General features: G+C 64.7%; 15 protein-coding genes and 3 tRNA genes. 10 read left to right on the top strand and 8 right to left on the bottom strand.

The annotated features are described in order from the left end of the window. Window positions 1–7: 7 nt before the first annotated feature. The gene (locus AAHE99_RS01500) at window positions 8–1,297 is read left to right on the top strand and encodes an exonuclease SbcCD subunit D C-terminal domain-containing protein (protein ID WP_342113670.1); all 1,290 of its coding nucleotides are present in this window, start codon (window positions 8–10) and stop codon (window positions 1,295–1,297) included. Next, window positions 1,294–5,109, top strand: a complete 3,816-nt coding sequence (locus tag AAHE99_RS01505) for an AAA family ATPase (RefSeq protein ID WP_342113672.1) — start codon at window positions 1,294–1,296, stop codon at window positions 5,107–5,109. Before AAHE99_RS01500 ends, AAHE99_RS01505 begins: the two co-directional genes overlap by 4 nt. Here AAHE99_RS01505 and AAHE99_RS01510 read toward each other — a convergent pair. After that, entirely contained in the window at window positions 5,098–5,262 is a 165-nt protein-coding gene (locus AAHE99_RS01510) for a hypothetical protein (RefSeq protein ID WP_342113674.1), read from the bottom strand. The genes AAHE99_RS01505 and AAHE99_RS01510 overlap by 12 nt on opposite strands. A gap of 83 nt (window positions 5,263–5,345) precedes the next feature. Between AAHE99_RS01510 and AAHE99_RS01515 the strand changes: the two genes are divergently transcribed. From AAHE99_RS01515 to dbpA, 8 genes are all read left to right on the top strand, one after another. Then, window positions 5,346–5,834, top strand: a complete 489-nt coding sequence (locus tag AAHE99_RS01515) for a putative metalloprotease CJM1_0395 family protein (protein ID WP_342113678.1) — start codon at window positions 5,346–5,348, stop codon at window positions 5,832–5,834. Window positions 5,835–5,866: 32 nt separating this feature from the next. Continuing rightward, window positions 5,867–6,079: a hypothetical protein gene (locus AAHE99_RS01520; RefSeq protein ID WP_342113679.1), complete on the top strand. Its 213-nt coding sequence runs from the start codon at window positions 5,867–5,869 to the stop codon at window positions 6,077–6,079. 62 nt (window positions 6,080–6,141) lie between these two features. Beyond that, on the top strand, window positions 6,142–7,080 hold the full coding sequence (locus AAHE99_RS01525; protein WP_342113682.1) for a hypothetical protein: 939 nt from the start codon (window positions 6,142–6,144) through the stop codon (window positions 7,078–7,080). Between the two features lie 74 nt (window positions 7,081–7,154). Beyond that, window positions 7,155–8,306, top strand: a complete 1,152-nt coding sequence (locus AAHE99_RS01530; RefSeq protein ID WP_342113684.1) for a class I SAM-dependent methyltransferase — start codon at window positions 7,155–7,157, stop codon at window positions 8,304–8,306. A gap of 48 nt (window positions 8,307–8,354) precedes the next feature. Continuing rightward, window positions 8,355–8,431: transfer RNA gene (locus AAHE99_RS01535), tRNA-Met, on the top strand. A 47-nt stretch (window positions 8,432–8,478) separates the two neighbouring features. Beyond that, the gene (locus AAHE99_RS01540; RefSeq protein ID WP_342113686.1) at window positions 8,479–9,021 is read left to right on the top strand and encodes a hypothetical protein; all 543 of its coding nucleotides are present in this window, start codon (window positions 8,479–8,481) and stop codon (window positions 9,019–9,021) included. Window positions 9,022–9,103: 82 nt separating this feature from the next. Next, on the top strand, window positions 9,104–9,337 hold the full coding sequence (locus AAHE99_RS01545; RefSeq protein WP_161026129.1) for a hypothetical protein: 234 nt from the start codon (window positions 9,104–9,106) through the stop codon (window positions 9,335–9,337). Window position 9,338: 1 nt separating this feature from the next. Continuing rightward, a complete protein-coding gene (gene dbpA, locus AAHE99_RS01550; protein WP_342113690.1) occupies window positions 9,339–10,751 on the top strand; it encodes an ATP-dependent RNA helicase DbpA in 1,413 nt (470 codons plus the stop codon). 75 nt (window positions 10,752–10,826) lie between these two features. Here the strand turns inward: dbpA and AAHE99_RS01555 are convergent, their stop codons facing one another. From AAHE99_RS01555 to AAHE99_RS01585, 7 genes are all read right to left on the bottom strand, one after another. Beyond that, on the bottom strand, window positions 10,827–12,404 hold the full coding sequence (locus AAHE99_RS01555) for an amidase (RefSeq protein WP_342113692.1): 1,578 nt from the start codon (window positions 12,402–12,404) through the stop codon (window positions 10,827–10,829). Window positions 12,405–12,539: 135 nt separating this feature from the next. Next, on the bottom strand, window positions 12,540–13,115 hold the full coding sequence (locus AAHE99_RS01560; RefSeq protein ID WP_342113694.1) for an elongation factor P: 576 nt from the start codon (window positions 13,113–13,115) through the stop codon (window positions 12,540–12,542). A gap of 65 nt (window positions 13,116–13,180) precedes the next feature. Further along, complete coding sequence (gene earP, locus AAHE99_RS01565) at window positions 13,181–14,317, bottom strand: elongation factor P maturation arginine rhamnosyltransferase EarP (RefSeq protein ID WP_342113695.1); 1,137 nt, start codon at window positions 14,315–14,317, stop codon at window positions 13,181–13,183. Between the two features lie 46 nt (window positions 14,318–14,363). After that, window positions 14,364–14,439, bottom strand: a tRNA-Glu gene (locus AAHE99_RS01570). Window positions 14,440–14,468: 29 nt separating this feature from the next. Next, window positions 14,469–14,544 (bottom strand) — tRNA-Glu (locus AAHE99_RS01575). Between the two features lie 39 nt (window positions 14,545–14,583). Continuing rightward, window positions 14,584–14,919, bottom strand: coding sequence for a cytochrome C oxidase subunit IV family protein (locus tag AAHE99_RS01580; protein ID WP_342113697.1), 336 nt, complete (start codon window positions 14,917–14,919; stop codon window positions 14,584–14,586). A 9-nt stretch (window positions 14,920–14,928) separates the two neighbouring features. Then, window positions 14,929–15,585, bottom strand: a complete 657-nt coding sequence (locus AAHE99_RS01585; protein WP_342113699.1) for a heme-copper oxidase subunit III family protein — start codon at window positions 15,583–15,585, stop codon at window positions 14,929–14,931. Between the last annotated feature and the right edge of the window lie 3 nt (window positions 15,586–15,588).

Genomic DNA, 15,588 nt, shown 5'->3' on the forward strand with positions numbered 1-15,588 from the left:
TATTTCCATGCGCCTGCTGCACACTTCCGATTGGCATCTTGGCCAGTCGCTGCATAATTTTGACCGCCACTACGAACACCAGTGCTTCCTCGACTGGCTGCTGGACACCATCGTGTCCGAACAGGCCGACGCGCTGCTGGTGGCGGGAGATATTTTCGACAACGCCAACCCGTCGGCAGCCTCGCAGCGCCAGCTTTACACCTTCCTGCAGCAGGCCCGCGCCCGCGCGCCGCAGCTGGATATCGTCGTCATCGCCGGCAACCACGATTCGCCCGGCCGCCTGGAAGCGCCCGGCCCGCTACTCGAAGTGCACGGCACCACCGTTATCGGCTACCCGCACCGCGACGCCGACGGCCTGATCGCCATGGAACGCATGCTGGTGCCGCTGACCGGCAAGGACGGCGCCATCGCCGCCTGGATCCTGGCCGTCCCATTCCTGCGCCACGGCGACGTCCCGCGCCCCGCCGCCACGCCCGCAGCGCCCGACGCCGACGGCGCCGACAGCCTGCCGGACGCCACGCCGGACGCAACTGCCGCACCGCAGCCCGATCCCTACCTGGCCGGCATCGCCGAGCTATACCGCCAGGCCATCGACCTGGCCACCGCGCGCGCCAACGAAGGGCAAGCCATCATCGCCATGGGCCATTGCCACATGGTCAACGGCACCATGTCCGCCGACTCCGAGCGCCGCATCGTCATCGGCGGCACCGAGATGCTCCCCACCGGCATCTTCCCGCCCCCGATCGCCTACGCCGCCCTCGGCCACCTGCACCTGGCCCAGCAAGTCGGCCCTAATGAACACATCCGATACTGCGGCAGCCCGATCCCGCTGTCGTTCGCCGAGACCAGCTACCCGCACCAGATCCTGCGCATCGACTTCAAGGGCCCGCAGGTCAGCGCAATCCAGCCCCTGCCAATCCCACGCGCAGTGCAGCTCCTGCGCATCCCCGACAAACCAGCCCCGCTGGAAGAAGTCATCGCCGCCCTGGAAGCGCTCGACCTGCCCGACGCCCCGCTCGAACAGCAACCGCTGCTCGAAGTCCGCATCAAATTAAGCGCCCCCGAACCGGGCCTGCGCGCCAGCATCGAACAGGCACTGGAAGGCAAACCAGTCCGCCTGGCCAAGATCGAAACCACCAGCGCCGCCCGCGCATCGTTTGAAGAAGCCGCCATTTCGCTCGACCAGCTGGCCACCCTGCAGCCCGACGACATTTTCAAACGCCTGTACAAGCAGCGCTACGGCAGCGACGCCCCGCCCGAACAACTGGCCGCCTTCGCGGAACTGGTGCAGCCATGAAGGTCCTGCGTATCGCCGGCAAGAACCTTGCCTCGCTGGCCGACGAGTTCTCGGTCGACTTTACCGCCCAGCCGCTGGCCGACGCCGGCCTGTTTGCCATCAGCGGCCCCACCGGCGCCGGCAAGAGCACCTTGCTGGACGCCCTTTGCCTGGCGCTATATGACGACACGCCGCGCCTGCACAAAGCCGTCGGCAAAACGCCCGACGTAGGCGACCACGTTTCCTCGCAAGATCCGCGCACCCTGCTGCGGCGCGGCGCCGCCGAAGGCTGGGCCGAAGTCGACTTCGTCGGCAACGACGGCGCCTCCTACCGCGCGCGCTGGAAAGTCTGGCGCGCCCGCAGCAAGGCCGCCGGCGCCCTGCAACCGAGCGCCATGTCGCTGCAAAAGCTGCCCGGCCTGCAGCCGCTCGGCCACACCAAGACCGAAGTCATGGCGGAAATCGCCCAGCGCATCGGCTTGAGCTTCGAACAGTTCACCCGCGCCGTGCTGCTGGCGCAGAACGAGTTCTCCGCCTTCCTCAAAGCGCCGGACGACGAACGCGGCACCCTGCTTGAAACCCTGACCGGCAGCGGCATCTACAGCGACATCTCCAAGCGGGCCTACGAACGCTGGCGCGCCGAAGAACTGGCGTTGAAATCCCTGACCGCCGGCCTGGCCAACCAGCAGCCGCTGCCGCCCGAACAGCGCGCCGACCTCGCCGCCCAGGCCGAAGCCGCCGGCGCCGCGCTGGAAGCAGCCGGCCAGCGCGTCACGGCACTGGAAGCCGACTTGCGCTGGCACCAGCAAGCCGAACGCCTGTCCGCCGCCGCCCAGCAGGCCCGCGAACAATGCCAGCAGCGCCAGGCCGAATCCGACGCTGCCGCCCCTCGCCACGCCGCATTGGCGCAGCTTGATGCCGTCCAGCCAGCCCGCGCAATGGCCGACGAAGTGTCGCGCCTGGCCGCCGAACGCCACGCGGCGCAGCAAACCATCACCCTCGCCGAACTGGAAGCCGAACGCACACGCCTGGCGCTGGACGTGCTGGCCAGCGATGCCCAGCAAGCCGCCGCCGCACTGGCCGCCGCCGAAAGCGCGCAGCACGCTGCCGCGCCCCAGCTGGACCAGGCCAAGGCACTCGATACACGCCTGGAATCGCTGCAAGCCGCATTCACCCAGGCCGCCCAGGCACGCGACGCCGCCGCCCAGGCCGACGCCGCCGCCCGCGCCAGCCTGCAGGCCCGCACAGGGCAGCAGCAAGCGCTGATGCGCGAACATGAAACCAGCCAGCAATGGCTCGCCGCGCACGAGGCGTGGGCCGCCCTGGCGCGCGACTGGCCGCGCTGGGATGTCCTGTTCGCCCAGGCCGGCCAGCAAGCCGCACGCGCCGCGCAGCAATCGCAAGCGCTGGCCACCGTGCAGGAAGCCGCCGCACGCCAGCGCCAGGACGCGGCGCACGCCCGCAGCGGCCTGGAAAGCGCCACCGAACGCCTGCGCCAGGCAGAACTCCAGCGCGAGCAAGCCGTGGCCGCGCTGGCCGGCATCGATCCCGACCTCCTGGCCGCCCAGCGCCAGCAGCTCGACCAGCGCCGTACCGCCCACGCCCACGCCAGCGCCGCCTGGCAGGAACTGACCCAGCTCACCCAGCGCCAGCAAAACATCGCACTGCGTACCGCCAGCCTGCAGGCCGCGCGCGACAGCGCCGAGCAGGAAGCCGCCGCCGCCCGCCAGTCCAACCTGGCCCTGGTGGCCGCCTCCACCCAGGCCGAGCGCTCGCTCAAGCTGGCCGAAGCCGCTACCGGCGAAAGCGTTGAAAAACTGCGCGCCGCCTTGCATGACGACACGCCGTGCCCGGTGTGCGGCGCCCTCGAGCACCCCTACCGCCACGAAGACGGCCCGCTGCAATCCATGCTGGCGCAGCTGCAGGCGGAAGTGCACGATTGCCGCGACAAGCTGCAGCGCAATATGAAGCACGAGGCCGAGCAGCAGGCCCGCCTGCAAGCCAGCGCCGAGCAGCTGGCCGCCCTCGCAGCCGAACAGCACAGCATCACCGCTTCCCTCGCCAGCGTCCAGCCCCGCTGGCAAACCGCCAGCACCGCCCTCGCCGCCAGCCCTGCCGCAGGTGCGATCGCCACGCTTGCCGGCCACGCCGCCGCGTCCACCGCAACGGCCGCGACGCCTGATGCGCCCGGCGCCGCCGTCCCTGCCGACGACGAAGTGCCGGCCTGGCTCGAAGCACAAGCCACAGCGCTGCAATCCGCCTTGCGCGACCTGGAAGCCCAGGAGCAAGCCCACCGCCGCGCCACCCGCGCCCGCGAAGTCGCGCAAACAGCCTGCGAGCAAGCCGCAGCCGAATGCCAGCGCCACCAGCAAGCGCTGGCCGCCGCGCAAACCTCCCTGGCCCAATCCGAAGCCCAGCACAAGGCCCTGGAAGAACAGCGCATCGACACCGCCCTGCAAATCGCCACCCTGCTCGACCAGCTGGACGCAGCGCAGGACCACACGCGCTGGCAGGAGGAATGGAAACAGAGCCCCGCCCGTTTCCACGAACAGCGCACCCGCGAAAGCAAGCAATGGCTGGCGCAGCGCCAGTCCAGCGACGACCAAGCAGCCGCCCTGGCAGCGATGGCAACCGAACTGCAAGCCCTCGCCACCGCCCAGGACCGCAGCAGCGCCGACGCCCGCGCCACGCAAGCCGCCGCCGACGCCGCCCACGCCGCACTGGCAAGCGCCAGCGCCGAACGCCAGGCCCTGTGGCAAGGCCGCCCTGTGCGCGCAGTAGAGGACAGCCTGCGCACAGCAATTGAGCAGGCCCGCAACACCCTGCAAGCCCGCCAGCACTCCGCCCAGCAGGCGGCCCAGCAACGCACCCGCGCCGACGAAGCCCTGGCCCAGGGCCGCCAGCGCCTCGCCACGCTGGACGCCGCCGCGACAGAAGCCGCCGCCCGCCTGCAATCGTGGCTGGCAGAAGGCCTGGCGCCAGGCATCGACAGTCCTGAGCAGCTGCGCGCCCTGCTGGCCCACCCGCAGCAGGCCATCCGCGACGAACGCCTCGCCCTGCAAGGCATCGAACAAGTCCTGGCCTCGGCCAAAGCCGTGCAAGCCGAACGCGAAGCACAATACGCCGCCCACCTGGCCAGCCCCCCGCCGGGCGACCAGCGCACTGCCGCCGAACTGGAACAGGCCCTGCAAACCGCCGCCGAGGAGCGCAAGCAAGCGCACGACCAGGCCGCCGCCCTGCAACTGCAACTGGCCCAGGACGACGCCCGCCGCAAAGCCGCCGAAAACCTGCTGGCCGACATCGCCAGCCAGCAGGAGACCGAACGGCGCTGGGCGCAACTGAGTGAGCTGATCGGCTCCGCCGACGGCAAAAAATTCCGCAACTACGCCCAGCAATTTACGCTGGACGTCCTGCTAGGCTACGCCAACGCCCACCTTGCCCAGCTGGCGCCGCGCTACCAGCTGGAGCGTATCGACAACCCCGCCCAGCCCTCGCTAGGCCTGCTGGTGCGGGACCTGCACATGGGCGACGAACTGCGCTCCGTGCACTCGCTGTCGGGCGGCGAATCGTTCCTGGTATCGCTGGCCATGGCGCTCGGCCTGGCCTCGCTGTCCTCCAACCGGGTACGGGTGGAGTCCCTGTTCATCGACGAAGGCTTCGGCAGCCTCGATGCGGAAACCCTGCGCGTCGCGATGGACGCGCTGGATGGTTTGCAGGCAATGGGAAGAAAAGTGGGCGTCATCTCCCACGTGCAGGAGATGACCGAGCGGATCGCTACACGGATCGTGGTGCAGCCCGCAGCCAACGGTCGCAGCACAGTCTCAGTCGGCTAAACGCCAGGTGCGCTCGTCCTGTTCGACGCGCACCATCTCCCAACCCAGCTCGCGGCGGATCTGCTGCGGGTCGGGCAAAGGCCGGCGTTCCTCCTGGCGCGACTGCAGCCAGTTGCGCACTGCTTCCTTGCTTGGTTGCTTGGACTGTTCCATCGTTCACCTCCATCGGCATGACGGTCACTCCTTCAACGCTTGCCGCTGCCGCCCGTTGACGACCAATTTGTTATGATGTGTAAATGGGAATCGGTGCCATTTCATCGTCGACCAGTTATGCGCCGCAGGCCAGCGCGTCTGCCCGGCTGCGCACGGCCGTCGAATCGGAACTGTCCCCCGAAGACCAGGCCAAAGTGGACCAGCTCAAGGCGCGCGACCTGGAAGTGCGCCAGCACGAACAGGCCCACCTGGCCGCCGCCGGCAGCCTGGCCACCTCCGGCGCCAATTACACCTATGAACGCGGGCCGAATGGCGTCAACTACGCCGTGGGCGGCGAAGTCAATATCGATACCTCGCCCGGCCGCACGCCCGAAGAAACAGTGGAAAAAGCACGCCAGGTGCAAGCCGCCGCCCTGGCCCCGGCCGAACCCTCCAGCCAGGACCGCAGCGTGGCCGCCCGCGCCGCCCAGCTGCAACAGCAAGCCCAGGCTGAAATTTCAGCCAAGCAACAAGAGCTCGCCCGCAGCTATGGCCTTTCCGAAAAGCAATCAACGATCGATGTCTTTGCCTGATAAAATCGATCTTTTGCCTGGAGTCCTGGCCCATGTTGCTGAAAGCCCCCCGCACCCTGACCTTCAAGTGCGTTAAATGTTCCAAAGCAGTTAAAGTTTCGCTGCAGAAAACCTCCGCCTGCTCCCATATCACGCCTTACTACGGCGTCTGCTCCTGCGGCGAAGTCAAACTGCACGCCACCGGCAACGCGGATGCAGTAAAGTCCTACCTGGAATCGAATGGCTTGTGGACTCATCATCATTGATCTGGCTCAAGAAAATTCGTAACTTGCCGTAGATAGGGGTAGCACCCTAAAGGTTTCCTATCATGAACTCTCTGAATTCCATTGGTCCACGCCAGTTCCAGAACTCTCAGCTGACCCCTGCCTTGCCGCAGGTCGACAGCAAGACTTCGCGCGCCAACGCGATCAAAGAAGTGTCTTCTGACAACGCGGTTTCGCTCTCCAGCAACGCCGTCGACCTGCAAAAGCGCGTCGACCGCCTGGGCAACAAGACCGTGGACATGGCTCAGAACCTGATTGGCAGCTTTGCACAAAAGTTGCTTGGCGATAATGCCAAGGGTGCAACTATCGACTTCGACTCGGTCGAGCTGGAAGCCAGTTCCAGTTTCTCCGCCGGCGCCCTGCATGCGGAAGGCGCCAACGGCGTCACCGACGCTTTCGGCTTCAGCCTGAACGAAGACTCCCACTTCATCGGCAAAGGCACCATCACCACCGCCGACGGCCGCAAGCTGGCCTTTGAGGTCGAGATCAAATACGAATCCAGCCTGACCGCCGCCGCGGCCAGCAGCGTGCCGTCGCGCCGCCAGGACATGGCTAGCCAGAACCCGGCCATGCCGCTGCCGGAAGTGGAATTCCCGGACATCGACTTCCCAGGCAGCCTGGCCGACCTGTTCCGCCTGATGGACCGCAATATCAGCGCCGCCATCAAGCAGCTGGGCGAAGACGGCCAGGAGCAGGAGGCCGGCAACCTGACCATGCGCCTGCTCAAGATGGTGGATGCGGAAACCCCGCTCGACACCTACCTGCCGCCGAACGCCAGCGACAAGGCCAAGGCTTATGGCCGCCTGCAAACCGAGCCTGGCCAGGCCGCCGAACTGGCGCACGCCGCCAAGGAAGCGCGCGATGCAGCCAAGGGTGGTGAAATCGACCCGCCGGCGACCGACATCGATCCGCCAGCGCAAGCCGCAGCGCCAATCGATCCACCGGCTGAGGCCTCCGCGCCTATCGATCCGCCAGAGGCCTGAGCGCGCGTATAATCATGCCTTCCTGACGAAACCGCCTTTTCAGGCGGTTTCGTCGTTTACATCCCGGGCCATCAATGCAAGAAATCCACTGGACAGAACAAGGCGAGCCGCGCTCCGCGCGCTGGCATTCCGAAGCAGGCAACCCTCCGCCCAAGCGCGTGCAGGTTGCCGACGACACCATGAACGCCGATGTCGCCTACCGCCTGGCCTGCGAAGGCACCGCCCTGCTGTGGCGCGGCGATTTCCAGAACGCCCGCCAGCTGCTGCAAGCGCTGGCGCGCCGCGCCGACCATAAGAAATCCAAGGGCGGCAAAGGCAGCAAAGCGCGCGCCGCCAAAGAACCGGCCAACGCCACCGAAGCTTTCCACCTGCACCGCCAGGCCCAATCGCAGCGCGCCCGCACGCTGGCCATGGTGCTGATCCCCTTCGAGCCCGGCTACCGCATCCCGCTGCGCCGCGCACCCGACGTAGCCCTGGCCTGCAATGAAGCCTATGGACGCGGCGAAGACGCCTTCATCATCTCCCTGCGCGAGCTGCAAGGCCTGATCGGCGCCCACGAATGGCGCAAGGCCGGCGTCCCAGTCGGCGCGCTGGGCGAGCGCATCCACCCGCACTACGGAGTGTTCTCGCCGGTACGCGGCGAATATGTACAGCTGGTGGCCGACGCGCCCCTGCCGCGCGGCGCCAGCGAGCTGGCGTTCGACATCGGCGCCGGTACCGGCGTGCTGTCGGCGGTGCTGGCCAAGCGCGGCGTCAAGCGCGTGGTCGCCACCGATATGGACAAGCGCGCCCTGAGTTGTGCGCGTGACAACATCTCGCGCCTGCTGCTGGACGGCCAGGTCGAACTGCTGGAAGCCGACCTGTTCCCGCCCGGCCAAGCGCCGCTGGTCGTGTGTAATCCCCCCTGGGTGCCGGCCCGCCCGAATTCCTCGGTCGAGGCGGCGGTGTACGACCCGGACAGCCGCATGCTGCGCGGCTTCCTGTCCGGCCTGAAAGCCCACCTGGCGCCCGGCGGCGAAGGCTGGCTGATCATGTCCGACCTGGCCGAGCACCTGGGCCTGCGCACGCGCGCCGAGCTGGAGGAATGGATTGCCGCCGGCGGCCTGAAATTGCTGGGCCGCCTGGACGCCCGCCCGGTCCACCCCAAGGCCAGCGACGCCAGCGATCCCCTGCACGCAGCCCGCTCCGCCGAGGTGACTTCGCTCTGGCGTTTGGGTATTGCATAAATCGACCTTGCGGAACCGCGTCAGGCGGGCTATAATGCTTGCCTCAGACGCGGGGTGGAGCAGTCTGGCAGCTCGTCGGGCTCATAACCCGAAGGTCACAGGTTCAAATCCTGTCCCCGCAACCAGATTCTAGAAAGCCGTTGCCAAGCAACGGCTTTTTTCATTTCCGACAATGAAATCCTATCTGCCCTTGCTGCTCGCCCTGGCGCTGCCAGCCCACGCCGAACCGGCGCATGACCTGGCCCAAGCCCTCAACGCCAACATCCTCGCCAGCAGCAGTGCCACCCTAGCCCTGGAAAAATGGTGCGCCGAGCATGCCATGGCCACCCCGGCCCGCATCCAGGCCCGCCTGCTGCGCGGCAGCGACAAGCCAGCCAGCGAAGAACAGCGCGCCCGCCTCAGCGTTGACGCCGAAACCCCACTCAAATACCGCCGCGTCCAACTATATTGCGGCGAGCACCTGATGTCCGAAGCCGACAACTGGTACGTGCCCGGCCGCCTCACAGCCGCCATGAACCAGCTGCTGGAGGAGACCGATACCCCGTTCGGCAAGGTGGTGCAGCCCCTGAAGCCCTACCGCCGCACCTTCGCCACCCGCATGCTGATGACAGGCGACGCGCTGTTCGAGCACAACGCCGTGCTGTACACCTCGGAGAATGTGCCGATTGCCGAAGTGCGCGAAACCTACCAGCGTGGAGCGCTTTCCTTCCGCTGACAGCGTTGCCCGTGTTACAATCCGCCCGTTTTAAAAGGAAGCCCGACTGATTCAGCCGGGCTTTTGTTTTCTACGGCTTATCATGAGAGATAAAAAAGACAACGCGACAATCGACCTGCCCGGCTTCGAGCCAGCAGCGCCGATGGCACCGGAAGCCAAGCTTCCGCCTCCGCCGCGTGTCCGCCGCGCGCCACGCAAGCAGGAGCAAATGGATTTGCTCGGCGAGCTAGGCCCCACCGATGCCAGCGGCCTGCCGATCTGGCAGAATGATCCCAACCTCGATTTGAGCGGCCTGCCGATCTGGCGCCGAGACTAATATGACCTCTTTCGCTACCCTGCCGCTGTCCGAAGCATTTCTCGCCAACCTGGACTCGCTGGGCTACCGCGAAATGACGGACATCCAGGCCCAGAGCCTGCCCGCGGTAATGGAAGGCCGCGACCTGATCGCACAAGCCAAGACCGGCAGCGGCAAGACCGCCGCCTTCGGCATCGGCATGCTGTGCGGCCTGAATACCGCCTGGTTCGCCGTGCAAGGCCTGGTGCTCTGCCCCACCCGCGAACTGGCCGACCAGGTGGCAGGTGAATTGCGCCGCCTGGCGCGCTGCGTACCGAACGTGAAAGTCGTGGTGCTGACCGGCGGCACGCCAATGCGCCCGCAAATCGCCTCGCTGGAATTCGGCGCCCACATCGTGGTCGGCACCCCAGGCCGCGTGCGCGACCACCTGTCGCGCGAAACGCTCGACCTGTCCACGGTGCGCACCCTGGTGCTGGACGAAGCCGACCGCATGACCGATATGGGCTTCTACGACGAAATCGCCGGCATCGTGAAGGCATGCCCGAAACGCCGCCAGACCTTGCTGTTCTCGGCCACCTACCCGGACGATATGCGCCAGGCCACGGAAGCCTTCCTGGCCGATCCGCTGGAGATCACGGTGGAGGCGCAGCACTCCAGCAGCAAGATCGAACAGCGCTTCTACGAAATCGGCTTCGACGAGCGCGACCGCGCCGTGGGCAAGCTGCTGCGCGTGTACCAGCCGCAGTCCGCGCTTATCTTCTGCAACACCAAGGCGCACTGCAAGGAGCTGCTGGACGAACTGCGGGCCGAAGGCTTCTCCGCCCTCGCCCTGTACGGCGAACTGGAACAACGCGAACGCGACGAAGTGCTGGTGCTGTTCGCCAACCGCAGCTGCTCGATCCTGATCGCCACCGACGTCGCCGCACGCGGCATCGACATCGCCAACCTGGAAGCCGTGATCAACGCCGACGTCTCGCGCGACACCGAAGTCCACATCCACCGCATCGGCCGCACCGGCCGCGGCGGCGAAAAAGGCCTGTCGCTGACGCTGTGCGCGCCGAACGAGAAGAAGTGGGTCAAGCTGATCGAAGAATACCAGGGCGGCGAGCCGGTCGAATGGCACGACCTCAACGCGCTGGAAGAAGACGAATACGCCCACGCCGAACCGGCCCCGATGTTGACGTTGTGCATCGCCGGCGGCAAGAAAGAAAAGCTGCGCGCCGGCGACGTGCTGGGTGCCCTGTGCGGCGACGGCGGCCTGACCAAGGAGCAGGTCGGAAAGATTGCCGTCACCGAATTCCAGACCTACGTCGCGTTAGACCGCCGCATCGCCCACGCCGCCTATGACCGCCTGAAAGCCGCCAGCACCATGAAAGGTGGCGAGTTCGGCAGCTTCAAAGGCCGCAACTTCAAAATGCGCTTCATCGAAATATGAAAAAGTCGGGGTCATGTCTGACATTCGGACATTTCGCGCGCGAAATGTCCGAATGTCAGACATGACCCCGACTTTTTAAGCACGAATGGAAACGCTGGCGGGGAATTGGGGGGCGCGGCGGATCATGGTGGCTTGCTCGTAGGCGTAGGCCATGCCAATCAGTGAGGCTTCGCTGTAGGCGGTGCCGACAAACGATAGGCCGACCGGGAGGCCGCGTACGTAGCCGGCGGGAACTGTGACGTGGGGATAGCCTGCCACTGCTGCAGGTGAGGAGAAACTCTTCGGGTAATGGTCGCCGTTGATGAAGTCGGTCAGCCACGCGGTGCCATCGGTCGGTGCGACCAGGGCGTCCAGTTCGTGGGCTTTCAGTACCAAGTCGATGCCTTCTTCACGCGAATAGCGGTGGTTGTTCGCTAGCGCTTCCTGGTAGGCCTTGCTGTCCAGGCCCGGTTTGGCTTCGGATCGTTCCAGGTATTCCTGTCCGAAGTATGGCAATTCGAGCTGCGCGTTCTGTTTGTTGAAGGCGATCAGGTCGGCCATGTTTTTGACCTTGGCGTCCGGGGCGTAATCGCGCAGGTAGGCTGCAAGGTCGACTTTGAATTCGTGCAGCAGTACTTCGGTTTCGCTGTCGCCGTATTTCTCGGTGTTGGGCACCTGTACGTCGACCAGGATTGCGCCTTGGGCTTTCAATGCTTCCAGCGCTTTTTCAATCTCGGCATCGACGCCATCGCTGCCGCCGAAGAAATTGCGGGCGACGCCGAGGCGCTTGCCGCGCAAGGCGTCGCGCTTCAGCGCTGCGGCGTAGTCGCCGGCTTTGCCGGCGCCGTCTTGCGTGACCGGGTCGCGCGGGTCGACGCCAGCCATGGCTGCCAGCATCAGGGCGGCGTCCGATACGCTGCGCGCCATCGGGCCGGCAGTGTCCTGGGAGCGTGCAATCGGGATGATGCCGCTGCGGCTGACCAGTCCAATGGTGGGCTTGATGCCAACCAGGCCGCAAATCGATGCGGGGGATACGATGGAGCCGTCGGTCTCGGTGCCGACCGCCAGCGTGGCCAGGCCCGCGGCAATCGCGGCGCCGGAGCCGGAGCTGGAGCCGCTGCAGTTGCGGTCCAGCGAGTAAGGATTGCGGGTCAGGCCACCACGCGCACTCCAGCCGCTGACGGAGTGGTTGGAGCGCATATTCGCCCATTCGCTCAAATTGGTCTTGCCGATGATGACGGCACCCGCCTCGCGCAGCTTGGCCGCGACATGCGAGTCGCGCGCGGCACGCACGCCGGCCAGCGCCAGCGAACCGGCGGTGGTGCTCATGCGGTCAGCGGTGGCGATATTGTCTTTCAGTAGCACGGGAATGCCGTGCAAAGGGCCGCGCAGCTTGCGCTGCAGGCGCTCGCGGTCCATCTCGCGCGCGATCTTCAGCGCTTCGGGATTGATCTCGATGATGGAGTTGATGCGCGGGCCGGCTTTGTCGATCGCGTTGATGCGCGCCAGGTATTGGGAGGTGAGCGAGTGCGAGGTCAGCTTGTTGGCCGCCATCAGCTCCTGCTGTTGCTGCACGCCGGCATCGAGCACGGACGGCACCGCCGCCTGCGTACGCGGCAAAGTGGCTGCGCCACCGGCAGCCAGCCCCAACTTCACGAAACCCCGTCGATCCATCTGGTACGCCCTCTTTTGTATAAGAACAGCACGAAACCAGAAGAATACCAGCAGTTTGCAAGTAAATAATACTGTCGGAAAGTAAAAAAGCCCGCATAAGCGGGCTTTTTATTGCGGATTTGCAACAAGTGCAGATTAGCCGCGCACGACTTTCTTGAACTCGTGGGTGCGGGTGTCGATTTCGACGACGTCGTCTTGCGACACGAACAGCGGCACCTGGATCACGAAGTTACGGCCTTCGATGGAGTTTTCCAGCTTGGCTTCTTTGGTCACGTTACCGGAGGTGTTGCCCTTGACTGCTGGCTCCGAGTAAATGATCTGGCGAGCGATGGTGGTTGGCAGTTCCACCGAGATTGCCTTGCCGTCGTAGAAAACAGCTTCGCATTCCATGCCGTCTTTCAGGTAGTTGACGGCTTCGCCCATGTTCTCTTCTTCGATTTCGTACTGGTTGTACTCTTCGTCCATGAAGACGAACAGTGGGTCAGCGAAGTACGAGTAGGTCACTGGCTTCTTGTCCAGAACGACCACGTCGAACTTGTCGTCGCCGCGGAACACGTTTTCCAGCGGGGCGCCGGTCAGCAGGTTCTTCATCTTCCACTTGTAGGTGAAGCCAGTGCGGGACGAGCCGTTGACGTCGGAACGCAGAACGATGAATGGCTTGTCTTCAACCATGATGATGTTGCCGACACGAATCTCTTTTGCGAATTTCATAGCGAATATATACCGGTTAAGGGGAGTTGCAGTAACCGCGCATTATAGCACGGGGTTGGGTTGTGTTACGTCAGCGATGCACAAAATTTAGTCAAATTCGTGGCCAGATCGCCGTTAGCCAGGATTTTTTGTTGCCATTCTGCCGACTTTGCCGAAATTTCAGGCATCGCCGTGGCGAGGCCCTTCCACAGCTGCGGCCAGTCGCCCTGCGCTGCGCCATTCCAGCACAGCGAGAATTCATCGAACGCGCTGCCGCCGGCGTAGCGCTGCAGGAAGGCGCGCAGTTTTTTATGGTGCAGGTTTTCGTCTTGCGCGTAAATGTGCCAGATGAAGGATTTGCCTGCCCACTGTGCGCGCACCCAGGAATCTTCGCCGCGCACAAAGTTCAGGTCGCAGGACCAGAGCAGCTTGTCGTAATCCTGCTGCGGCACGAATGGCAGCACGCGCACTGTCAGGGCGCCTTCGCTGCGCACCGCGCCCGGCACGGCCGGCTGGCCGAGGAAGGCAGCCACCGCGTCGGTCGCCACGCCCTCCGGCACCAGGCAGGTCACTGCCTGCGCGCCGTCGCGCCACGCCGCGAATAACTCGGCGACCGGTGCGTAGGGATAGCAGAACAGCGATACTTTCAGTGCCGCCGCCTCGGCCGCGGTGACGCCGAGCGTGGCCAGGAAGCCGCCAGCGGCGGCCGGGTCAGCGGCAAACGCTGCGCGCTCCGCTTCCAGGCCGGACTCGCACAGCAAGCCGCCGGTCTTGTCGGTGAAGCCCGGGAAGAAGAAATACTTGGTCAGCGGCAGGCGCGGATGCTTGGACGGCAGGCTATGGCAACCCTCTACCCACTCTTCGGCACTGAGGCCTTCGAGGTTCAGCCACACCGGGCGCACTTGGCGCTGCGCCATCGCGGCGATATAGCCGGGCGGGATGTCGCAGCCGAAAAATTCGATCACGATGTCCGCCACATCGGCCGGCGTGTACTCGCCGTCCTGCGAAGCCCAATGGCGCACGGCCACGCCATCCACGGTCTGCTCGGCCGCACCTGGATCGACTTGCGGGCAAATGCGCTGGAAGGTGCGCATGTCATCGACCCACAGGCGCACCGCGATGCCATGCTCGCGCTCCAGCTGGCGCGCCAGGCGCCAGCAAATGCCGATGTCGCCGAAGTTGTCGACAACTTTGCAAAATAGATCGAGGGACAAACGTGGCATAGGCTGAAAATGAAAAAGCCGCACAAGGCGGCTTCATTCTAATCTGTGGCGTCCCCACGGGGATTCGAACCCCGGTACTCACCGTGAAAGGGTGATGTCCTAGGCCTCTAGACGATGGGGACCCTGGACTTGCACTACGCTTTAAAAATCTTGGCGTCCCCACGGGGATTCGAACCCCGGTACTCACCGTGAAAGGGTGATGTCCTAGGCCTCTAGACGATGGGGACGTCGTAAAAGCGTGCGCGAATTATATCAGCGTGCAAGCCTCATTTCAAGGGCGCAACGGCGAAGTGTTCGGTGCGGTTGTCGTGCACGTAGTGCGATTCCGTCGCCATCATTGCCACCAGCACCAGTATCGCCAGCGGCGGCATGATGATCGCGTAAATCAGTGCCAATCTTTCCCATTTCATATGCATGAAAATGGCGACGATAAAACCGGCCTTCAGCGCCATCAGCACCAGGATCAGCCCCCAGCGCAACACGCCTTGCACGTGGAAGAAATCCACCAGGTAAGAGAAGAAACTCAGTACGAACAGCAGGATCCAGACTTTGACGTAAGTCCCTATCGGATGCTGCTGATGGGCGGTGGCGGTCTCGGACATGGTTGCCTCCTACCAGAGATAGAACAATGCAAAGATGAATACCCAGACAAGGTCGACGAAGTGCCAATACAGGCCGGTGATCTCGACGATGTCATAACCCTTTTTCTCGTAATGACCGCTTAGTACGCGCTTCGCGATAATCGACAGATACACCACGCCCGCCGACACGTGCAGTCCGTGGAAGCCGGTGATCATGAAGAAGCACGATCCGAACTGCGCCGCGCCCATCGGGTTGCCCCATGGCCGCACGCCTTCGTGAATCAACTTGCTCCACTCGAAGGCCTGCATGCCGACGAACACCAGGCCGAAGGCCGCCGTCACCAGCATGAGGATGGCCGCCATCTTGCGGTTGCGCTGGTAGCCGTAGTTGACCGCCATCGCCATCGTGCCGCTGCTGGTGATCAGCACGAAGGTCATGATTGCAATCAGGATCAGCGGATAGTTGGTGCCGGCAATGGTCAGCGAAAACACCTCGCTGGGATTGGGCCATGCTGTGGTGGTGGCCATGCGCACCGACATGTAGCCGGTGAGGAAGGTGCCGAAGATGAAGGTGTCGCTGAGCAGGAAAATCCACATCATCGCCTTGCCCCAGGGGACGCGGAAGGCGGCCTTGTCGCCCGCCCAATCCGAGACAAAGCCTTTGATGTCATTGGTGCCGGTATCCATACC

It is taken from the genome of Pseudoduganella sp. OTU4001 (assembly GCF_038440195.1).
GTDB lineage: Bacteria > Pseudomonadota > Gammaproteobacteria > Burkholderiales > Burkholderiaceae_D > Rugamonas.